The sequence below is a fragment of the Anaerolineae bacterium genome (assembly GCA_035529315.1).
Classification (GTDB): Bacteria; Desulfobacterota; Desulfobacteria; order Desulfobacterales; family ETH-SRB1; genus Desulfaltia.
The window spans coordinates 135,236-156,559 of record DATKWZ010000016.1 but is presented as its reverse complement, the minus strand read 5'-3'; the positions used below and the strand labels follow the sequence as shown (position 1 = coordinate 156,559).

Sequence of the window (21,324 nt, the reverse complement as noted above, 5' to 3'; positions counted from 1 at the left end):
TTAGCTATGAATATTATTACAACAGCCCTTGAAGGGGTAATTATCATTGAACCAAAGGTATTTAGAGATAACCGCGGTTTTTTCATGGAGACATATAACCAGGACAGATACAAGAAAAGTATAAATCGTGTTTTTGTTCAGGACAATCTTTCCTGTTCGGTGAAAGGCACACTCAGGGGGCTGCACTTTCAGATAAAGCGGCCACAGGCAAAACTTGTACAGGTTGTCACAGGGGAAATATTTGACGTGGCTGTTGATATCAGGCCGGGCTCCTCAACATTCGGCAAATGGACAGGCGTTTATCTGTCGGAAAAAAACAAACGCCAGCTGTTTATACCTGAAGGGTTTGCCCACGGCTTTTGCGTGATCAGTGAAGCAGCCCATTTTTTATATAAATGTTCAGATTTTTACTTTCAGCATGATGAGGGCGGAATCATCTGGTCGGATCCGGATATAGGCATTGACTGGCCGGTTAAGGACCCTATTGTTTCAGAAAAGGATAAACAGCTTCCTTGTCTTTCGGATATATAAAATGAAAAATATAAGAAACTTCAGCATCATAGCTCATATTGATCATGGCAAATCGACTCTGTCGGATCGCCTTATACAATTTACCGATATTGTGAATGATCGGGATTTTAAGGATCAGATACTTGATACCATGGACATAGAGCGGGAGCGGGGCATTACAATAAAGAGCCAGACTGTTTGCCTTCCATATACCGCAAAAGACGGGAATACATATATTTTGAATCTTATAGATACACCCGGCCATGTGGATTTTACTTATGAGGTTTCACGAGCTCTTGCTTCATGCGAAGGGGTTCTTCTTTTGATAGATGCCAGCCAGGGCGTTGAAGCCCAGACGCTGGCCAACCTTTATCTTGCCATGGAGCACAATCTTGATATTATTCCCGTGATAAACAAGATAGATCTGCCGTCTGCTGATATTGATAAGGTTAAAAAGCAGATAGACAAGGACCTTGGGCTCGATCCTTCAACCGCAATTCTTACTTCAGCAAAAGAGGGTATTGGGATTGAAGATGTTCTTGAGGGGGTTGTAACAAGACTGCCGCCGCCGTCCGGAGATTTAGAAGCGCCGCTTAAGGCTTTGATTTTTGATTCCCACTATGATCCTTTCCGTGGAACCATAGTCCATATTCGTGTGTTTGAGGGAAAAATAAGTTTAGGTGATATTATTTCCTTTATGTCCAACAATGCTTCTTACAGGGTTGAGGAGGTTGGAATATTTCAGTTAAAACGGGTCCCCTGCAGGGAGCTTTCCGCGGGCCGGGTTGGATATTTTATTGCGGGAATAAAGACCGTAAGCGATACGAAATGCGGTGATACAATTACATTAAGGGCTCGGCCCTGCAAAACACCCATGCCGGGATTCAAGGAGGCAAAACCGGTTGTTTTTTCTTCCATCTACCCAGTGTCTTCTGATGAATATGGTGAATTGAGCGCCGGCTTAGAGAAGCTCAAACTAAATGATTCTGCCCTTGTTTATGAAAAGGATAGTTCCGCTGCCCTGGGTTTTGGTTTTCGCTGCGGTTTTCTGGGGCTTCTTCATCTTGAGGTGGTACAGGAACGGCTTGAGCGTGAATATGATCTTTCTCTGATACTAACGGCGCCGTCCGTGCGATACAAACTTACCATGCAGGACAGCTCAACGCTAATAATCGACAATCCTGCTTTATATCCTGATCCTGCCGGTATTCAGCGGACTCATGAGCCTTTTATTCGCGCATCAATAATAATCCCTGAACGTTATATGGGATCGGTAATGAAACTGTGCCTTGACAGGCGAGGAATTAATACCACCTATCAATATCTTACAAGTAATCGTCTGGAGATGATATTTGAACTTCCGCTTGCAGAAGTGATCTATGATTTTTACGACAGGCTCAAGTCTGTTACGCAGGGTTATGGATCCTTTGATTATGATTTAATTGACTACAGGGATACGGATCTTGTAAAGGTGGATATCCTGATAAACGGAGAGCGTGTAGATGCTCTTTCTCAGCTTGTCCACAGGGACAGGGCTGCTGAACAGGCAAGACATATCTGTGAAAAGCTGCGCGATGAAATCCCCAAGCAGATGTTTAAGATTGCCATTCAGGGGGCGATTGGTGGAAAAATAATAGCTCGCAAGACCGTTTCCGCTTTTAGAAAGGATGTTACGGCAAAATGTTATGGCGGAGATATCACCAGAAAGCGTAAGCTCCTTGAAAAGCAGAAAAAAGGGAAAAAAAGGATGAAGATGGTAGGCAAGGTAATGATTCCTCAGTCCGCATTTCTGGCGGTTTTGAAGACAGGTGGGGATTAAGAGATTGAAAAAAATGAACATCGAACATCGAACGTCCAACATCGAATGGAAAACACAAGAAACAGAGGCCGGAAATCTGAAATTAGCCACTGACACACACAGACTGACACAGACATTTGTCCGGCGGACATCGCCGGGCAAAAATAGTTATCGCTTCGCGAAAAAAAGATTATGTTGTTTTGTCCGTGTGTTTCTGTGGCAAAGATTTAGGGATTGAAGAGCGGAGCGACATCATTATTCGACGTTCAATGTTCGATGTTGGACGTTCGTCTTTTAATATGTTGGAGGGTTTATGGGAAAGACTATTGCTGAAAAAATTTTTGATTCTCATTTGGTTGATAACCCGTCGGAAAACATTCATGTAATAAGGCTGGATGCTGTATTCTGCCATGAAATAACAACCCCTGGAGCGATAATTGATTTAATTGCCAAGGGCAAGGACAGGGTTTTTGATTCCGCTAAAATCAAGGCCGTGATCGACCACGTGACTCCGGCAAAGGATTCAAAAACCGCCATGCAGGGCAAAATTTTAAGAGAGTGGGCATTGCGGCATAATATTTATGATTTTTTTGACATCGGCAGAAACGGGGTCTGTCACGCAATATTTCCGGAAAAAGGGTTTGTGCGACCAGGTTATACGGTGATTATGGGTGATTCACATACCTGCACCCATGGTGCATTTGGAGCGTTTGCGGCAGGTGTCGGCACAACAGATCTTGAGGTGGGTATCCTTAAGGGTGTGTGCGCGTTTCATTATCCTGCAACCATAAAATTAAATATAACAGGCAAGATGCCTGAAGGGGTTTACTCAAAGGATGTAATTCTTTCTATTATAGGCCGGCTTGGGGTAAACGGCGCAACCAATAGAGTAATTGAATTTGCCGGTCCGGTTATAGACAGGATGAGCATGGAAGCCAGGATGACCTGCTGTAATATGGCGGTTGAAGCCGGCGCAACCTGTGGTATATGCGGCCCTGATATGACGACGGTGGAATATCTCTGGGAGTTTATTAAGGGTGAATATGCTACAAAAAAGGAGGCTTTTGAGGAATTTAACAAATTTTCTCCTGATTTGGATGCAGTATACGAAGATGTTATTGGGCATGATATAAGCAGACTGGAACCTCTGGTTACATTCGGACATAAACCAGACCAGGTAAAACCGGTAAAAGAGATGGAAGGGATTAAGGTTGATCAGGTTTATATTGGATCATGCACAAATGGAAGGATAGAGGATCTTCGAGTCGCTGCACAGGTATTAAAAGGTGAGAAAATCAGCGATTCTGTCCGCGGTATTTTGTCGCCGGCCACTCCAAAGGTTTTCAGCCAGGCAATGGAGGAAGGAATATTGAAAATATTCATGGATGCCGGATTTTGCGTCACTAATCCAACATGTGGCGCATGCCTTGGAATGAGCAACGGAGTGCTTGCCGAAGGGGAAGTATGCGCTTCAACAACAAACCGGAATTTCAACGGCCGCATGGGCAAGGGCGGCATGGTTCATCTCATGAGTCCGGCAACAGCCGCTGCGACAGCTATAGCAGGGTATATTACTAATTCAAGCCTTTATAAATAACGGCTTTGGAAATATTTAAGGAGTAAATAATGAAAAATTTTAGCGGCAAGGCACTATTCCTTGACAGATCGGATATAAATACCGATGAAATAATTCCAGCAAAACATCTTACTGAAATTTCAAAACACGCTCTCAAACCTTATCTTTTAGAGGATTTAGAGCTTGATGGATTTTTTCCAAACCAGGATATAAAAGGGAAAAATATCATTATAACAAGGGCAAATTTTGGATGCGGATCTTCCAGAGAGCACGCGCCCTGGGCGCTTGAAACAAACAACATCAACCTTGTTATTGCGGAAAGCTTTGCAAGGATTTTCAGGCAGAACATGTTTAACTGTGGAATGATGGCGGTTGAGCTGCCCGCTGTGACCATAGACCGTGTTTTTAAAAGGTTTTCCGGCAAAGAGACATCTCTTGAAACCGATCTTGGGAAAAACATATTTATTATTAAAGCCGATGGACTAACAGAGGAGATATCTTTTAATGTTTCCGATTTTGATCGATCACTCGTAGATGCGGGCGGATGGGTTGAGTATGCTGATTCGAGATATTAAAACCTTTACTCTTCAAGAAAGAGTTTCCAGATTTTTTTTACCTTTTGCCGCAAACCATAAAATTCGTTTTCAGGTATTCTGGCAGGTTTTTCCTGGAGCCTGAGTTTGTGTACCGCAGATCTATAGGTGAGAAAAGCCTCTTTGAGAAGAATCGCAATGTCTTTATCGATTATTCCTGTTTGTGTCAGTGTTTCAAGAATACGCACATTATCGGTCCATTTTAAAAGCTCGGCATATTCGTGAGATTTTAAAAGCACCAGATATTGAACCAGAAATTCAATGTCAACAATTCCACCTTTATCCTGTATCAGATCAAACATCTCGGGTTCAGGGCTTAAGAGTTCCCTGCGCATACGTTCACGCATGGCGCATACCTCTTCTTGAAGCAAGGATTTATTCCTGGGACGCGCGAGCGCCTCTTTTCTTATTTTTTGAAAGTATTTTAACAGCTCAATATTGCCGCTTATCGGCCTTGCCCTTACAAGCGCCTGGTGTTCCCATGTCCAGGCATTTTTTATCTGATAATCACGAAACGATTCAATGTGGCCGACCAGAGGGCCGGCGCTTCCGCTGGGGCGCAGCCTCATGTCGATTTTATAAAGCATGCCCGCGGCAGTATGCGTTGTCAGGATATGGACTATTCTCTGCCCAAGGCGCGCAAAAAATTGTGAATTGTCAATAGGGCGCATGCCACCCTTTGTTTGCCCCTTTGTGCCCGCGTGAAGAAAAACCAGGTCAAGATCAGAGCCATATCCAAGTTCAATCCCACCAAGTTTTCCATAGGCGATTACAGCAAACCCTTTGTCAATTGCATGTCCGCCTGTAACGCAGGTTGGTGCGCCGTGTTTTTCAATCAGATAATTCCAGGCTAATTCAATAACTTTATTTACTATTGTTTCCGCAATTTCGGTAAGATGATCGCTGGTTCTCATCAGCTTCATCGCGCCGGTAACATCTGCCGCAGCCACTCGCAATATGTTAACCTGTTTAAATATGCATAATTCCTGTATCTGGCTTTCTAGATCATCATGAGGAATCGGCTCAAGCTTTTTTTGCACCTCTTTTTCAAGTTCATTCCTTTCAGGCGGCACATACAAGGTGCGCTGGTCAAGCAGTTCGTCAAGAAGCACAGGATGATTGGATAGAAACGAGATAATCCATGGGCCGGCATTTGCAAGCTTGATCAGATGGGTAAGCGCTGTCGGATTTTCCAGTAGAAGGGCTATGTAGCATGTTCGCCTTTCAATGGTTTTAATCAAATCGATTATGCGATTCAGGATGGAATAAGGGAGCCTGGATTTGCCGATTTCTTGCAGGACAAGCGGAATTAGCCTGTCGAGCCGTTTCCGGCCTTCGATGCTGAGCGCGCGAGTATGCGAATCGTTGCGAAGATGATCCAACAGGAGTAACACTTTTTCAGGCTTGTCAAATCCGGCATCAGAAAGCAGATTTATACTTTTTTCATTATCTATAAGGTTTTGCCAGATGCCCTTTAATTCGATTTCTATTTTTGCTTCTTGTTTATTACATTCTATCCGGCCATCCGGTTCTTTTTCAGCCAGCAATGCATTGAAATGATAATGAACCCTTTCCATGTGTCTGTTAAGGCGCAAAGAAAAAGATTCCCAGTCAACAAAACCCATTGATACGGCGAGGCGTTCTCTGCCTATAGAGTCCAGCGGAAGCTGGTGGGTTTGCCGGTCGGAAAATTCCTGGAGCCGGTGTTCGGCGTTGCGCAAAAAATTATATGCTTTTATAAGTTCATCGCAAGTGGCTTGCTCTATGTAATTATTTTGGAATAAGGCTGTTAATACATTATGGATGCGGCGTTCCCGAAGAACAGGGGTAACGCCGCCGCGTATAAGCTGAAATATCTGGCCGAAGAATTCTATCTCCCGTATTCCTCCGGGGCCAAGCTTAATATTGCTTTTCATCCCTTTATTCTTAACTTCAAGTGAAATTTTATTTTTCATTTCCCTTAAAGATTCAAAGACTCCAAAATCCAGATATCTGCGGTAAACAAAAGGCTGGAGCATTTCAAGAAGATTTTTGCCCGCCCCTTTTTCATCAGCCACAATTCTGGCCTTGATCCACGCGTAACGTTCCCATTCTCTTCCCTGCCTCTGATAGTAAGCCTCCATGTTATCGAAGCTCATAACCAGAGGGCCGCTTCCCCCATAAGGTCTAAGGCGTGTATCTACCCGAAAAACAAAACCTTCTGATGTGGTTGCGCTGATAACATTAAAAAAATGTCTGCAAAGGCCCACAAAAAACTCTTCATTGCTTATTGATACTGTTTTACCCTTTGTTTTTCCAGGTTCGGGATAGGCAAAGATTAGATCAATGTCTGAAGAAAAATTGAGTTCACACGCTCCAAGCTTGCCCATTCCTATAACCACAAGGTGTTGCTCGGAGCCGTCAGGGCCTGTGGGTATGCCGTGTTTCAAACATTGCTGGTCATACAGATGTGAAAGCGCGTGGGTTATGCAGGCATCGGCAAGGGCTGAAAGATCAGCCATTGTTTCTTTAAGATCCGCCCATCCGGCAAGGTCGCGCCAGGCAATGCGTACCATTTCATAAATCCTGAATCGTCTAAAAATATGCTGGAGGCTGGATGCCGGGGATTGGATGGCGGTTTTAAGCTTATCGTTGTATTCATTCGCCTTATAACCCCTTTGGAGATCATTGCTTTCAATAAGATTTTTGAGCAGTTCAGGAGTATGGATACAGCTTCTCGCAACAAAATCGCTAAAGGCAAAGACCTGTTTAAGGGCCGCAAAAATTTCAGGATTATCCCGCGAAATGTTTTTTGCAAATCGGGCTGAAACGCATAGCGATTTCCATTTAATATTAAAATCGTTTTCCAGCGACTTTGGAAGGCTATCTGCAGGTTTCATAAATTAGAGTATTTCCTTTTTAAATAGTATAACAACATATAATTTTACAATATATCAGATAGCACCTAATATGCAATAAACCATCTGCATTTGTAAAACTCCGGGGAAAAATCTTCGTTTAAACCTGATTTTGTATTTTGCTTGAAACTTTAAGTCAAAACTATTATGGTAGAAATATAAGGATTGAGGGATTAGAGAACAATTTCTAATTTTGAGTTCTGAATGTTAAATTAATAATTAAAAACGGTTTTTCCTGCATTCAAAATTCAAAACTCAAAACTATATTTTTAGCGGCTCGGCACCTTTGCGTGAGAACAGGATATTTTGAAATATTTAACCAAAAAAAACATGTTTAATTACATATTCGATTTTGAAATCGGATATTTTGTAAAAAGCCCATGCAGGGATTGCGACAAACAGAATGATTTTCCCGAGTGTGCGGATACCTGTAAAATTTTAGATGAAATACACGGTATTTTATCTAAAACAGTATCATGCTCAAAAAGGGTTTAATCCACATATTACGCAGATTTAACAGATTATTAAGGTTTTTAATGATGAGGATTGCATGAACACCTTGAAACTTCATGATGTTTTAGCATGGCAAAAACTTTTGCGTCATGCAAAAATAATGGATACCCCTGAAAAGCATTTGAGGAATCTTGTAAAAGATAAAAACAGACTTGAAAATTTTTCTCTGCATGGCGCAGACATCTTTTATGATTTTTCACGCCAGAGAGTTGATGAGAAGTGTATGGATCTTTTATTTGAGCTTGCCGAGACAAGAAAATTAAAACATCACTTTAACCGCATGGCAAGCGGGGAAAAGGTAAATATTACAGAAAACAGGGCGGCTCTTCATACAGCATCAAGGAGCTTTTCAGGTGAACCTGTTTTTGTGGATAATATAGATGTAATGCCTGAAATAAGAGAGGTCAGAGATGATATAAAAGAATTTGTCTCAAAGGTGCATGAGAAAAAAATAACGGGATCAACAGGCAAGCCTTTTAAACATGTAGTTGTCATTGGAATCGGCGGGTCGTATCTTGGCGGCGAGTTTGTTTCAAATGCCTTGTATGCTTATGCGGATAAAGGGATTGAGATCCATTATCTTTCAAATGTTGATATCCACAATTTCGGAAGAGTGGCCTCATGCATTGATCCTGAAACAACCATCTGGATAGTTATTTCCAAAAGCTATACAACCGCTGAAACCATTGCAAATGCTAATCTTGCAATAAGCTTTATAAAGGACAGGGGCCTTGATCCTGCAAAACACCTTGTAACAGTAACAGGCAAGGGTAGCCCCGGAGATTCGGGCAGCGGTTCGGTTTTACACTCTTTTCGCATGTTCGATTTCATAGGGGGAAGATACAGCGTTACCTCAGCAGTCGGAGGTGTTCCTCTGAGTCTGATTTTAGGATATGACAGGTTTGAAAGGTTTTTAAAAGGCGCAGAGGAGATGGATAATCATGCGAAATCCGCCCCTTTGCATGAGAATCTCCCCATTGTTGCAGCTATGATAGGTATATGGAACAATAACTTCCTGGGATATCAGAACCAGGCTATTATCCCATACGCATCTCCATTGCACAGGCTGGCACCTCATATCCAGCAGCTTTATATGGAAAGCAACGGAAAATCCGTGACCGAGGACGGAGATATTCTTGATGAACCCACAGGTGTTGTTCTTTTTGGAGAGCCCGGCACAAATGCGCAGCATTCATTTTTTCAACTTGCGCATCAGGGGCGTGCGTTTCCGATCGATTTTATCGGAGCAATCAGGCCGCAATACGAACAGTATCATTGCAAATCAAAAGGGGTTACCAATCATCAGGAACTCTGGGCGAATTTCATTGCTCAGCCCATGGCCCTTGCAGCCGGCAAGAAAGATAAGGACGGGGCAAAATATTTTTCAGGCAACAGACCCTCCTCAACAATTCTCTTAAATGATCTGTCGCCGGAAAACATGGGCCGTCTTTTAGCCTTTTATGAGGCTAAAACGGTTTTTGAGGCATTTGTCTGGGGCATTAATCCATTTGATCAGTTTGGAGTTGAGCTCGGCAAAACCATGGCATCCGGCATCAGAAATGAAATAGCAAAGAAAAATGAAAAAAGCACCCACAGTTTTGAAGGCATGGATCCGATTGCAAAATTTTACCTTGACGCGCTTTTTTCCGGAAAACTCAAGCCAGAGTAACAGGGATCAGGGGTCAGGGGTCAGGGGTCAGGGGATTAGAGGATTAGAGGATTGAGGGATTAAAAAAAATGAACATCGAACATCGAACGTCCAACATCGAATGTTGAATGGGAAAAGATGAAGAAACAGAAGAATTAATTAAGATTTTCGTTACGAGTATCAAATTTGTTTTTTTATTCGATTTTAGAATAATTTGAGGAGCGGAGCGACATCATTATTCGACGTTCGATGTTCAATGTTCGATGTTGGACGTTCACCTAATACCTAACACCTAACACCTAACACCTTTCATGAGTAAGCCGCGTAATATATCCTGATGAATTTTTTATGGCTTTTAAATGCGATTTCCGGCAAATCATCAGGATGGAAATATGCTGCTTCAGATGCATCATCTCCGGCTTTAAGGATGCCGGAATAGATTTTTACAAGATAGCCGACCATAAACACGGTGTCATATTGAGGGCTGTTGTTTGAGGTGATACCTAAAAGCATCTCTATCTGACCGGAAAGGCCTGTTTCCTCTTTGAGTTCTCTTAAAGCAGCAAGTTCAGGAGTCTCTCCAAGCTCCATGAATCCGCCAGGAAGACACCAAACCCCTTTGCTGGGCTCCACTTTCCGTTTAACAAGAAGCACCCTTTCATTTTTATCAATTACAACAATGCATGAGGCAGGTATCGGGTTTTCGTAAATCGGCTGATTGCATTGCTCACAGAAGAGCCGTTTGTTATCATTAACCCTTTTTTCAACAAGCCTGTTTCCGCAAAAATGGCAGAATATTTTTTTTTGCATGGTTAATCGTCGAAATTTCCGCTTTGTCCCTTATCTGTTGAGATTGCAGCCGCACGTCTGATTATCTTTTCACGGGTCCATTCATCAGGGTTTTCAAACCGTTCTGCTTTAAATCCAGGATCGTATGAACCTGTTGTCAGTATTGCCTCAATGGCAAGCGGCGCTGAATCTTTTGCATTAAATACGGTCACAAGCATGTTATGGACAAATTCTTCAACCCTGTCGGCCATCCTTTGCCTGATCTTTTTTGGTTGGCCAAGAAGCCTGTTTTCAAATGGAAGGTTAAGTTTCTTGTAGTTTCCTCCCTTAATCCCCTTTGACTCGGCATAAGCTGCCATTTCAGCCCACATTGATTCAGTCATTCCCTGATCTTTGACCTTTATGAAATCACCGTTGTCATCCAGGATGGCGTTTCCATAATCATTAACCTCAAGGCCCCATGAAATCATCTGAAGGGCAGTAGCCACATTGGCTTTGGTAGTTCTTGTTTTAGCGGCTATGGCTCTTAACTTATCGGAGTTGTTCCCGGATGTGCCGTGCTGGGCGCCTGAAACCTTATATTTTAACAGGGCGCTGTGAATTTCAGCGGTCAATTCAATCTGTATCCCCTGGTCGCTTGCCTCAATTCCGTGGGTTGTTCCGTTGTTTAAGGCAATCCAGTCCGGAAAAATATCATGCGCATTCAAGCCCTGCATGAGAAACAAGGCTTCATTAACGGTGGAAAGCCCTGATTTTCCCTTGATTTCACCCACTTCGGTTTCAAGACCGGCCCACTTTGGTACAAAAGGATTCAGTTCAATATTTGCAAGCAGGTTTTTATCATCCGGCATATGTGATGCATCTATGGCGATCGATGTCATGCCTGCTTCAAACAGTGTGGGGATCTCTATTTTTGCCCCTTTAATATCTTCTTCCTTTTTAATGCCGTAATGATCCGCATGTATGGCAACAGGGATCGTTATCCCCAGCTCGTTGCATATGGCATCTACCTGCCTGGCAATGTTCCAGTAATTTACAGCGCAATAAGCATCGGCGCCACCTTCGGATCTGGCTATTTCTATTATGATAACCGAATTTGCCCTTTGGGCTGCCTGAAGGGCTCCACGTATTATAAAGTGGTTTCTTCCATTGGCGGCCATTGCTATGGCATTACCCTTTGTAATCATGGCTTTATCTATAAACTTTCCGCTTACTATCAATGCCTTTGAATTAGGGAAAAGCTTTGCCACAGTTGGCGGACGACCTATCTGAAGAGCTCTTTCAAAATCTTCCGACATAACTAAACCTCCTTTGCTACCTTGTTGCGTGACTATTTTATCTTGTCCCAAATTAATATAAAGCACACACCGATAAAGTAGTCAAGCTTAGCTTCCAATGGTAATGGCTCAGCCACTCTTAGTGCCTTTGTGGCTGAACTATTACCATTGGAATAGATTGACAGGTTGCGCAATAAAATTATAGAAGATTACTTAAATATTATGGCGTCGTAAAAAGTCAAAAAACCACTTTTTGTGAACCGTGTTAAGTGTTAAGGGTATGATTAAACAGGCAATTGCTTTAACCACCTAACACCTAACACTTTACACTTAACACCTGATGAATTCGTTTTTTTACGAATTCATCAACAATAATAAAGGGCCGAATATTTTGAAAAGCATAGGACTATTTGTAAAAGCGGATGCAGAAGCAGGCAGGAAGGCCGATGAACTTCAAGCCTGGCTGCGATCAAGAGGCGTGGATGTTATAAGGGAAACAAGCCCGCGTCCGAGTCGCAAAATTTCAAGCAAAAGCAAATCATTTGCTCCGCCTGATCTGTTGTGTGTTTTTGTGCTTGGCGGTGATGGAACCTTTTTGAGAGCTGTTCGCTGGATAGGGGATCAGAATATTCCGATTTTAGGGGTTAAATTCGGCGAACTCGGTTTTCTTGCTGAAATAGCAGAGGAAAGCCTTTTTTCCGCTGCCGAATATATTCTAACCTCCAGGTTTGATATAAACCCCAGAATGCGTCTTCAGGTCAAAGTAATCAGAGAGGGCAGGGAGCTGGCGGATGAAACAGCATTAAATGATATAGTCATTACTAAAGGGGCATTTGCAGGGCTTGCAAGTATAAAAACATATATTGATGATCGCTATTTGACTACCTACAGAGCCGACGGTCTTATTATTTCAACACCTACCGGCTCGACAGCCTATTCACTTTCCGCAGGCGGCCCGATTGTTCATCCGGAAGTCCAGGGCATCATAATTACCCCGATTTGTCCTTTTACACTGACTGTTCGGCCTCTGATAGTTCCTGATTCTGTATGCATGAAAATCGAGTTTGAAGAAAAGTCATCAGATATCATTGCAAGCTTTGATGGTCAGGCCGGCCTGGAGATAAATAATAATGATACCATCATAATTCAAAAAGGGCTTCACCCTGTAAACATGATAATGATGCCGGATCAGAATTATTTTGATGTTTTAAAAGCCAAGCTAAGGTGGAGTGGCGCGCGTATGTAGGCGGATATTAAGGAGAAAAAATGAAAATTTGTTTTCCCGTTGAATCGGATAAAAGTTTAGACAGTGTTGTATATGGCCATTTTGGATCAGCGCCGGTATTTATTATTTTTGACACAAAAACAAGCACAACAGATACAATTAATAATCAGGACCTGGGTCATGTCCATGGTATGTGCAATCCTTTAAAAGCGTTAAATGGGGAATCTGTTGATGCTATAGTTGTCGGCGGTATTGGAGCGGGTGCTATAAACAAATTAAATGCAATGGGGGTAAAAGTTTACAGAGCCTGTGAAGGTACTGTTCGAGACAATATTAATCTATTTCAAAACAGCATAATGCCGGAGATGTCAATAAAAAATGCTTGTGCCGGTCATGCCGGTGGTTGCGGACATTAAATGGCGGGAGTGACGAGACTTGAACTCGCGACCTCCGGCTTGACAGGCCGTAAGCTTAAATTTACCTCTTTTTACCTTCTTTTACTAAACCCCCTTAATATCATATTAATATCACAGTATTTATTTTTTTCTTTTTTTCTTGACTTACTTTTTTTTACTCTGATATATAGAAAAAAGGTTGGAAATAGGGTTGGAAAGTAATTCCCGCCTTTTTCCAACTTTGGGACTTGCAAGCCGGAAACCAAAGAAATATTTATCATGTAAACACAGAGGGTTAAACAGGTTTCCGGCTAAAATTATAATCCAATTAATACAATATTGGAGGTTTTATGTCAAAGCGAAAAAAAACAACATATCCTGGGGTATTTTTTCGGGAATCAAAAAGAATCGGTGGCAAAGGGAGCGAAAAAGTTTTTTATGTTGTCTATAAAAAGGAAGGCAAACTTTTTGAAGAAAAAGCAGGGCGTCAATATGCTGATGACATGACCCCGGCCAGGGCGGCACATATACGGTCAGAATTAATCGAAGGCAAAAGATTAACCCGAAAGGCGAAACGTAAACAAGAGCATGCCCTCAAAGAGGCTGAGGCCGACAAGTTGACAATCCAAAGGCTTTTTGATGAATATATCAAAGGCAGGACACCTGGCAAAAGTCTTAAAACTGATTTAGGCCGATATGAAAAGTATTTGAAAGCCCCTTTTGGTGATACCGAACCTAAAAATATTTTAGCCTTGGATATTGACCGGCTTAGAATAAAGCTTTTAAAAGAGAAATCACCGCAAACCGTAAAACATGTTCTTAACCTTCTCACCTGGATCGCAAACTTTGGTATTAAAAAAGGTTTATGTCCTGGGCTTCCCTTCCGTATCAAAAAACCTACAGTCTCAAACCTGGTTACTGAAGATTTAACATCTGAACAAATAAAAGACTTATTGAAGGCCATTGATAACGACATACACCCGCAAGCTGGGCCTATAATGAAACTTGCGCTATTTTCTGGAATGAGAAGATCCGAAATGCTGAAACTGAAATGGGAACACGTTAATTTTGACCGTGGATTTATAAATATTGTAGATCCCAAGGGCGGCACTGATCAAGTAATCCCCCTGAACGATGCCGCAAGAGAACTGCTTAAAAATCACCCACGAACGGAAAGCCCTTTTATATTTCCGGGACGTGAGGGCAAGCAGTTAGTAAATATTTCAAAACCCATAAATAAGATAAAAAGAAAAGCTGGATTGCCTGCAAAGTTCCGGCCCTTGCACGGCCTTCGCCATGTCTTTGCGTCAATGCTTGCCAGTTCAGGCAAGGTCGATATGTACACCCTCCAGAAACTGCTAACCCACAAAGGCCCTGCAATGACACAGAGATATGCACACCTGCAAGACGAAACACTTGTGGCAGCTTCAAATCTGGCCGGTAATATCGTTGCCGATGCTGTAAAAAATATATCCAAAATCGGAAGACCGTGAACCTTTAAAGAAGTAAATTCCCCCCTTATTTTTTTAGTAAATACCACACCCCAGTCCTTAATTTAGACAAAATACCATACTTCTTTTTCCTTTGCTTTACCCTATATTATTTCAATTTCTATTATCTGCTTGATATTATTAGCCTTATAGGTTTTCAACTGCCAAAATATTGCAAAGTAAAACAGTGATCTTCAAAAAAAGATTGAAACAATCATTTGTTTTCATCATTTTGGGAGAAAAGAAAACAAATTTGATGGGGTGAATGTCTATGAAAAAGTATATTAACGAAAAACAAGTCTGCGAAATAACATGCCGTGCCTTGCAAACCTTGCGCAACGATAGACATTGCGGCAGGGGCTTCCCTTACGTGAAGATGGGGCGGTCAGTCAGATATCTATTGCAGGATGTTCTTGATTGGATGGAAGCACACAAGATCGAAACCGGTGCGCTGTAGGCAGAGGCAAAAAAATTTGACCTTTTGACTTCTACACTTGGACTTTTAAATGAAGATATTAAGAACAAAAAAATTGATGCAGATGACGGGATTGAGCAGTAAAACCATTTCCCGATATGTCAAGGCTGGCTGGCTACCAGTGCCACAGTTTAAGTCTTTTGGCCGATATGGCGCAAGTAATTACTGGCCGGAAACAACCATTGAGCGGCTCTTGACGATAAAAAGCTTAAAAAAGACAGGATACAAAAATGTTGATATTAATGAAATTTTGAAGGGAGTTTTATAATGTATGAGCCTAATATAAGAGTTTTGACGGAAGAAGAACAGGCCGAAGCACGGCGGCAAAAGGGGCTGCCAGGTGTGAAATTGTCTAAACATAATAAATATTACTGCGAAAAAAAATTAGCCGACACATGCCAGCATATTTTCTATGACAACCGCGAGTCTGGCCGGTGCGGTATTGATGAGGGTAAATTTTTTATTGAAATTTATAGTCTCAATCTTGAAAGAATGAATTTGCTTGCTTCCCGAAGTTCGGACAGCAGCTTTCACAAATTTTTGCAAGATTGCTATGATGCGGTTTGCAAAATCCACGAGAAACGCCTTGAGGCGGCAGTGGTGGCTGTAAAAACCGAAGAGGATTTTTTAAAACTTCGAGAAGATGCCTTAAGAACTTTGGAGAAAAATCTTTCAGAAATGCGGGCAGATCAGCAGCTTGCACAATCTCAGAAATTAAAAAGGCCGGGAAAGCCTTTCGATAAAGGCGATTTAAAAACTTGGTGTTCTCTTTCCTTTGAAGACGCACAGGACAGTAAGGATAGACTGGTCGAGAAAAAAGTTGCTCTTTTGAAAAAAATAAATGAATAGGGGGTTTGAGAAAAAATTATGAAGGATAACATACCTATTGAAAAACAGATCCAAAAGCTTACGGCTGAACTGGAAGTATTCCAAACGGAAGTAAATGCGCTTGAGGTTAAGCTTGAGGCGGCTTCGGATGAATCGGAATATAAAAATATCCGCTTAAGTTTCGATTATAATAAATTGCAGGTTGAAAAATTACAGAAGAAAATTGAAAAATTGGAGAATGAGAAAATTGAGATTGAAACACAATTGAAAGACTTGGAACGGCAAATATCCGTTTTAAATTGTGTTTTGGATTTTTACCAACTTCAGAAAGAGGCAAAAAACTTTGAAGACAGAAAGGCACGGGCGGTCGAAAGGGTTTTAAAAGCAATAAAAGACCGCGAAGGGCTTATAGCGATGAGGGAAAATCTTAATAAACAATGGACGGCCTTAATAGGAGAAGACAAAGAACTTTGCGAACGCCTGCCGTTAAAGGCTTCGGCTGAAATATATTTTATTTAGGAGGTTTTAAAAATTATGCAATTATATGATTTGATGATTAATTCTGCCTGGGCTATCACCCCTGACAAACTGGAAGAAATTTTACAAGTGGTTGAAGCTAAACAGCTTGGCGAATTGAAGGATATAGAAGCAAAACTATCGCTGGCAGATGCGGGCCAAGCGGAAAATAGATATAAGGTCGAAAACGGCATTGCATTTATAAAAATTTACGGCACGTTGGCAAAAAGAATGAATATTATAGCGGCTGCAAGTGGTGGCACGAGTTACGAAATTGCGGGCAGGGATTTTCAAAAAGCTCTTGCAGATCCGGCGGTTGAAACGATTTTACTTGATGTGGATTCTCCAGGGGGCAACGTAAGTGGTTTGATGGTTTTCACTAACCTAATCTATGAATCAAGGCTTAAAAAGCGAATAATTGCTTTTTGCAATGGCCTCGCAGCTTCAGCGGCGTATTTTATTGCTTCCGCAGCACACGAAGTAATTATTTCCGACAAATCGGCGCAAGCTGGAAGTATCGGCATTATCGGTCTGCACATGGATCGTTCAGCAGCATACGAACAAAAAGGACTCAAACCCACGGTGCTTAAAGCTGGCAAATTCAAAGCAGTTGGCAATGAGTACAACCCATTGAGTAAAGATGATGAAAAAAATATCCAAGGCAAACTTGATTTTTTATATGGACTGATGATCCAGGACATTGCAAGAAACCGGGGCGTGACTGCCGATGTTGCGGACAAACAAATGGGTCAGGGGCGTCTTTTTATCGGGGAGCAAGCAATAGATGTGGGTTTGGCGGATCGGATTGAATCATGGGATAGTTTGTTGACTCGTCTGAAAGGCAAATATTCCGGCACTATAAAAACCGAAAGGAACATTACTGCCATGAATAGCTTAAAAGCGGTTGCCGAAGATATCCAGAGAGCAAAGGATTTGCCGGAGTTGAAGGCTCTTGAAGATGCTTGCCTCTTGCATTTCAGCGAGGAAGCAAAGACAGCTTCAAACTGGCTTCAGGAAGAAAAAGCAAAAGGCATAAGCCGCAAAGTCACGGAGTTGGCCGATATACGGCGCAGGCAGATTTTGACAATGCCCAAAATGCAGGAATCAAAAGCCGATTATGAAATCGGCCAGATGATCGGCCAAGGCAAATAAGTTATGCATGGGCGTACCGGATGCGCCAATGGGCGCAGCTGTTTCTGTTCGTGGGAGCCGTTACAGCTGCTGCCTTTAAAAGGGCTGGGCCGTTTTCATACGTCAACGGCCTCTCCCTATCACTTTTAAAATGCAAAGGAGATTGAGTATGCTTTATAATCTAAACAAATTTGAGCTCGAAAAAATCGCCGGAATTTACAAAATCGACGTCAACCTTTTAGTCGAAAAACTTGAATTGCAGGACGATATCCTTGACTTTGTTGCCTTTGAATCAGGGGTGAAAGTCGAAACAAAGAGCGGGCAATGCCTGATTTTGCGCCTAAAAAATAGACTATAATCTGAACGTGGGATGGGACTTCGGCCAGTTTATTATCCCTCCTTGGGCGGCGATTAGGGTTCACCTCCGAATGACCGCCCATCCGTGACGAATCGGACTGTTTCTGGTTCGGTTCGTCACAACAACAACAACAAAAGGAAAGGAAAATTTCCATTATGGGACTTACAGAAAAAATAACGATATTTTCAAGTAGAACAATTGCAAAGAATGCGAGTATTGTTCTGGCCACTCCAATATATCTTGGCAAATGTGGGCCGAAAACAAAATATTTTGCTGATCTTAATGCTTCCGGCGGCGGCAACGTAGCAGTGACATATCAAGTGGGCGATACACCTGACGAAACATTTTATACTCCTGCAAATGCAACGGCTATTCATACTTCTTTTAAATCAAGTGTCGGAAATGCAAGCCGTGACAGGTTCAATGCTTCGATTATTAGCACTGTATGGGCGAAATTCAAAGCGAAAGAAGCAAATGCGTCCCCGGTTGTGCTGAATATGGATTTAATAATTTCTAAAAATTGACATTCAAGATTTGAATTTTAGCTAATCCCGCACGGGAGGCAAAGCAATTAATTCTTGGGGTTCGCCCGGCGGCGTTAATGGGCACGTAAGGCCACACACTTGCGCGCCCACCCCAAAAACTGACCCGTGTGGAGGTTATAATTATGAAAAAAAATAATGTGAAAAAATTAAATTTTAATTTTGACGAAAATCCGGAAGAGAAGACTTTAAATTTTGTGCAAAACAGCAAAGGCAGTATTGATGCCTTAAAATCAATGCTTCCGGGCATCCCGGAGGCTGTTAAGAACTTACGCAAAGAATCGGAAAACAGCCTTTGCGGGCCTTGCCCTAAATGCGGCGGAAATGATCGTTTTGTTTTTAGAACAGATCAACAACGATTTTGGTGCCGTCAATGTAATGAAAAAGGGGGCGATATAGTTGATTTTCATGCCTGGCTTGCAGATACGAATATCAAGGAGCTGTTTAAAAGATACATGCCTGGTTTAAAGTTGGTCAAAACTACTTACAAGAAAACAAACCCGTTTGAGCATTACGAGTTGGGATCTCCGATTGAAAAATATCCTTATGTAAACGCAAATGGCAAAGTTCTTTATTACAACTGTAGGTTTGAGCCTAAGACCTTCAGACAATGCAGTGCGGATGGGCTGAAATGGTCAACTAAAGGTATTAAACCGAAAGTGCCTTACAACCTGTTAAAGGTTATTGATGCAGAAACCGTCTTTGTTTTTGAAGGTGAAAAAGATTGCAATAATGCGGGAAGGCTGAATTTCACAGGTACTTGCAATGTTGCCGGGGCCGGGAACTGGTCTGAGGATTTAAATCAATATTTCAAAAACAAGAAAGTTATACTGGTGCCAGACAATGACAAACCCGGATGCGAGCATATTGAAAAAGTTTTTCAAAATATAAAAAACATAGCAAAGAATATTCAGTTACTGGAATTGCCTGGATTGTCTGAGGGGGGCGATTTTTCTGACTGGCTTGACAGTTTTGACGACTTGGACGAAGCAGCGGAGCGGTTTTCAATTTTAATTGAAAATGCCGAAATTTATGAACCGCCTAAAAAAATCACTATTAATGATATAATATTATCAGCAAATGAATTTTATAAAATAGACGTGCCGGAAAAGCAGGAGCTTTTATTTCCGTGGTTAAAAGAAGATTCGATTAATCTTATATCAGGATGGAGGGGATGCGGCAAAACCTGGCTTGCCCTTGGAATACTGGACGCAGTTTCAAGAGGTTCAAATTTTGGCCCTTGGGAGTGCAAAAAATCAGTTTCCTGCTTGTTTCTGGATGGTGAAATGACAATCAGAGACGATCGGGATCGAATCGAAAATTTAAAACTTCATTCAGCCCGTAAAAATCCACTGCTTTTTTATTCTGATGCTTATGCAAATTCAATGGGACTGCATAGGGCGTCACTTGTTGATGTTGACTGGCGAAACCTTATGAAGGAAATTTTAATAAGCAGGCATGTCAAATTGTGGGTAGTTGACAATATCGCAAGCTTAGCGCCTGGTCTTGATGAAAACGCTAAGCAGGATTGGGATATTATAAATCAATGGCTTTTAGAGTTAAGATTTTGTGGAATCAGCACAATTTTATTGCACCATGTATCTAAAGATGGACGGCAAAGGGGGACTTCCGCACGTGAGGACAACCTTGACACAAGTATAATGCTGAAAGCTCCTTATAATTATGTCCCTGAAGATGGGGCACGTTTTATATTGCAATTTGGTAAAAATAGAGTTGATACAAAATGTTTGCATTTATTATCGGATCAAGAGTTTAAACTTACCCTTGACGAGAATAAAAACCATATTTGGACATACGGAAATATTAAGGCGGAAACTAAAACCGAAATATTAAAATTGCTTGACGAAGGATTATCACAAACAGAAATTACAGATATATTAGGAATTGACAAGGCATATATCAGCCGTATCCGTAAAAAGGCTATTAAAGATGGTTTGCTAAGTCAAAAAAACAAACTCACGCAATCAGGATTTATGACCGCAAACGGATAAGAATTTTAGTCAACTTTTTAGTCAACTGAGTCAACCGAGTTGACAAGTCAACAAGCTGGTCAACTTTAGTCAACTGGTATTATATAACATATTGTTTTTACTTTAAATAATAACAAGAATTTTAGTCAACTTTTTTATTCCAAACCAGTTGTTGACAACCCCCCCCTCTGGGGGTTGTCAACTGGTCAACTAATTGTATTTTATGATTCGAATCTTCGTAGCAAAACATATCAATTTTATAACATTTTACCGCAAGGACAAAAACAAATCGCGGTTAACATGTTTTCCTGCTAAAAACTCCCGAAATTAATATTTATATTTTCCTGCCAGGATATGGAAGATATTTTTAAAATATGCCCGAATCCTGCTTTATAATCTTATACAACCTTATGTTTCATTTTGAAACACTTTGAAAGGGTGTGATAGGCAAAACCCATCATAACAGTTATAATTATACTTAATTATAGCTAATTATGCGACTTTTGGCACACAAAAACACAATATATAGTAACTGATTTAAAGATATATCAATATATTGTGTTTAGTTTTTTTTATCCTTACGTCATTAACCTTGTAGTGATACCGGAAAGAAACATTTTATATTTGTGATCTTAGTTTTTTGTATTGCATAATATTCGTTGACCTGAATAAAATAAACGGCTATTTGTTTTTTTATCGGACATTATAAGCACTTTCCCAAAGCCTTTATTTTCAACGTTTAGCAGCCTGCAATTTACGAAAGTTTACATAA

General features: G+C 41.4%; 18 protein-coding genes. 15 read left to right on the top strand and 3 right to left on the bottom strand.

The features are described 5' to 3' along the window. Positions 1-6 precede the first annotated feature (6 nt). From rfbC to VMW78_03820, 4 genes are all read left to right on the top strand, one after another. Complete coding sequence (gene rfbC, locus VMW78_03835) at positions 7-531, top strand: dTDP-4-dehydrorhamnose 3,5-epimerase (protein ID HUV50133.1); 525 nt, start codon at positions 7-9, stop codon at positions 529-531. 1 nt (position 532) lies between these two features. Further along, positions 533-2,329, top strand: a complete 1,797-nt coding sequence (lepA, locus tag VMW78_03830) for a translation elongation factor 4 (GenBank protein HUV50132.1) — start codon at positions 533-535, stop codon at positions 2,327-2,329. A gap of 292 nt (positions 2,330-2,621) precedes the next feature. Then, positions 2,622-3,905, top strand: a complete 1,284-nt coding sequence (locus tag VMW78_03825) for a 3-isopropylmalate dehydratase large subunit (protein ID HUV50131.1) — start codon at positions 2,622-2,624, stop codon at positions 3,903-3,905. 29 nt (positions 3,906-3,934) lie between these two features. After that, the gene (locus tag VMW78_03820; GenBank protein ID HUV50130.1) at positions 3,935-4,459 is read left to right on the top strand and encodes a 3-isopropylmalate dehydratase small subunit; all 525 of its coding nucleotides are present in this window, start codon (positions 3,935-3,937) and stop codon (positions 4,457-4,459) included. Between the two features lie 5 nt (positions 4,460-4,464). On the opposite strand, the gene glnE is transcribed toward VMW78_03820, so the two are convergent. Next, positions 4,465-7,356, bottom strand: coding sequence for a bifunctional [glutamate--ammonia ligase]-adenylyl-L-tyrosine phosphorylase/[glutamate--ammonia-ligase] adenylyltransferase (glnE, locus tag VMW78_03815; GenBank protein HUV50129.1), 2,892 nt, complete (start codon positions 7,354-7,356; stop codon positions 4,465-4,467). 568 nt (positions 7,357-7,924) lie between these two features. Between glnE and pgi the strand changes: the two genes are divergently transcribed. Continuing rightward, positions 7,925-9,556 carry a glucose-6-phosphate isomerase gene (gene pgi / locus VMW78_03810; GenBank protein HUV50128.1) on the top strand — a complete coding sequence of 544 codons (1,632 nt, stop codon included), beginning with the start codon at positions 7,925-7,927 and terminating at the stop codon, positions 9,554-9,556. Positions 9,557-9,844: 288 nt separating this feature from the next. Here the strand turns inward: pgi and VMW78_03805 are convergent, their stop codons facing one another. Together VMW78_03805 and VMW78_03800 are read right to left on the bottom strand one after the other, a co-directional pair. Further along, positions 9,845-10,345, bottom strand: coding sequence for an NUDIX domain-containing protein (locus VMW78_03805; GenBank protein HUV50127.1), 501 nt, complete (start codon positions 10,343-10,345; stop codon positions 9,845-9,847). Between the two features lie 2 nt (positions 10,346-10,347). Beyond that, on the bottom strand, positions 10,348-11,622 hold the full coding sequence (locus VMW78_03800) for a class II fructose-bisphosphate aldolase (protein HUV50126.1): 1,275 nt from the start codon (positions 11,620-11,622) through the stop codon (positions 10,348-10,350). Positions 11,623-11,992: 370 nt separating this feature from the next. Here VMW78_03800 and VMW78_03795 point away from each other — a divergent pair, with 370 nt between their 5' ends. The 10 genes from VMW78_03795 (at position 11,993) to VMW78_03750 (ending at position 20,573) form a co-directional block, all read left to right on the top strand. Next, positions 11,993-12,847, top strand: coding sequence for an NAD(+)/NADH kinase (locus VMW78_03795; GenBank protein HUV50125.1), 855 nt, complete (start codon positions 11,993-11,995; stop codon positions 12,845-12,847). Positions 12,848-12,867: 20 nt separating this feature from the next. Beyond that, on the top strand, positions 12,868-13,242 hold the full coding sequence (locus tag VMW78_03790; protein HUV50124.1) for a NifB/NifX family molybdenum-iron cluster-binding protein: 375 nt from the start codon (positions 12,868-12,870) through the stop codon (positions 13,240-13,242). A 329-nt stretch (positions 13,243-13,571) separates the two neighbouring features. Next, positions 13,572-14,714 (top strand): site-specific integrase, encoded by a 1,143-nt coding sequence (locus tag VMW78_03785; protein ID HUV50123.1) that lies wholly within the window; start codon positions 13,572-13,574, stop codon positions 14,712-14,714. Between the two features lie 503 nt (positions 14,715-15,217). Further along, positions 15,218-15,454: a MerR family transcriptional regulator gene (locus VMW78_03780; protein ID HUV50122.1), complete on the top strand. Its 237-nt coding sequence runs from the start codon at positions 15,218-15,220 to the stop codon at positions 15,452-15,454. Next, entirely contained in the window at positions 15,454-16,035 is a 582-nt protein-coding gene (locus VMW78_03775) for a hypothetical protein (protein HUV50121.1), read from the top strand. The genes VMW78_03780 and VMW78_03775 overlap by 1 nt, the downstream gene beginning before the upstream one ends. Positions 16,036-16,053: 18 nt before the next feature. Further along, positions 16,054-16,533 carry a hypothetical protein gene (locus VMW78_03770; GenBank protein ID HUV50120.1) on the top strand — a complete coding sequence of 160 codons (480 nt, stop codon included), beginning with the start codon at positions 16,054-16,056 and terminating at the stop codon, positions 16,531-16,533. 15 nt (positions 16,534-16,548) lie between these two features. Next, positions 16,549-17,682, top strand: coding sequence for a S49 family peptidase (locus VMW78_03765; GenBank protein HUV50119.1), 1,134 nt, complete (start codon positions 16,549-16,551; stop codon positions 17,680-17,682). 148 nt (positions 17,683-17,830) lie between these two features. After that, positions 17,831-18,019, top strand: a complete 189-nt coding sequence (locus VMW78_03760; protein ID HUV50118.1) for a hypothetical protein — start codon at positions 17,831-17,833, stop codon at positions 18,017-18,019. A gap of 155 nt (positions 18,020-18,174) precedes the next feature. Continuing rightward, positions 18,175-18,543: a hypothetical protein gene (locus tag VMW78_03755; GenBank protein HUV50117.1), complete on the top strand. Its 369-nt coding sequence runs from the start codon at positions 18,175-18,177 to the stop codon at positions 18,541-18,543. 143 nt (positions 18,544-18,686) lie between these two features. Then, on the top strand, positions 18,687-20,573 hold the full coding sequence (locus tag VMW78_03750; protein ID HUV50116.1) for an AAA family ATPase: 1,887 nt from the start codon (positions 18,687-18,689) through the stop codon (positions 20,571-20,573). The last annotated feature ends 751 nt before the right edge of the window (positions 20,574-21,324 follow it).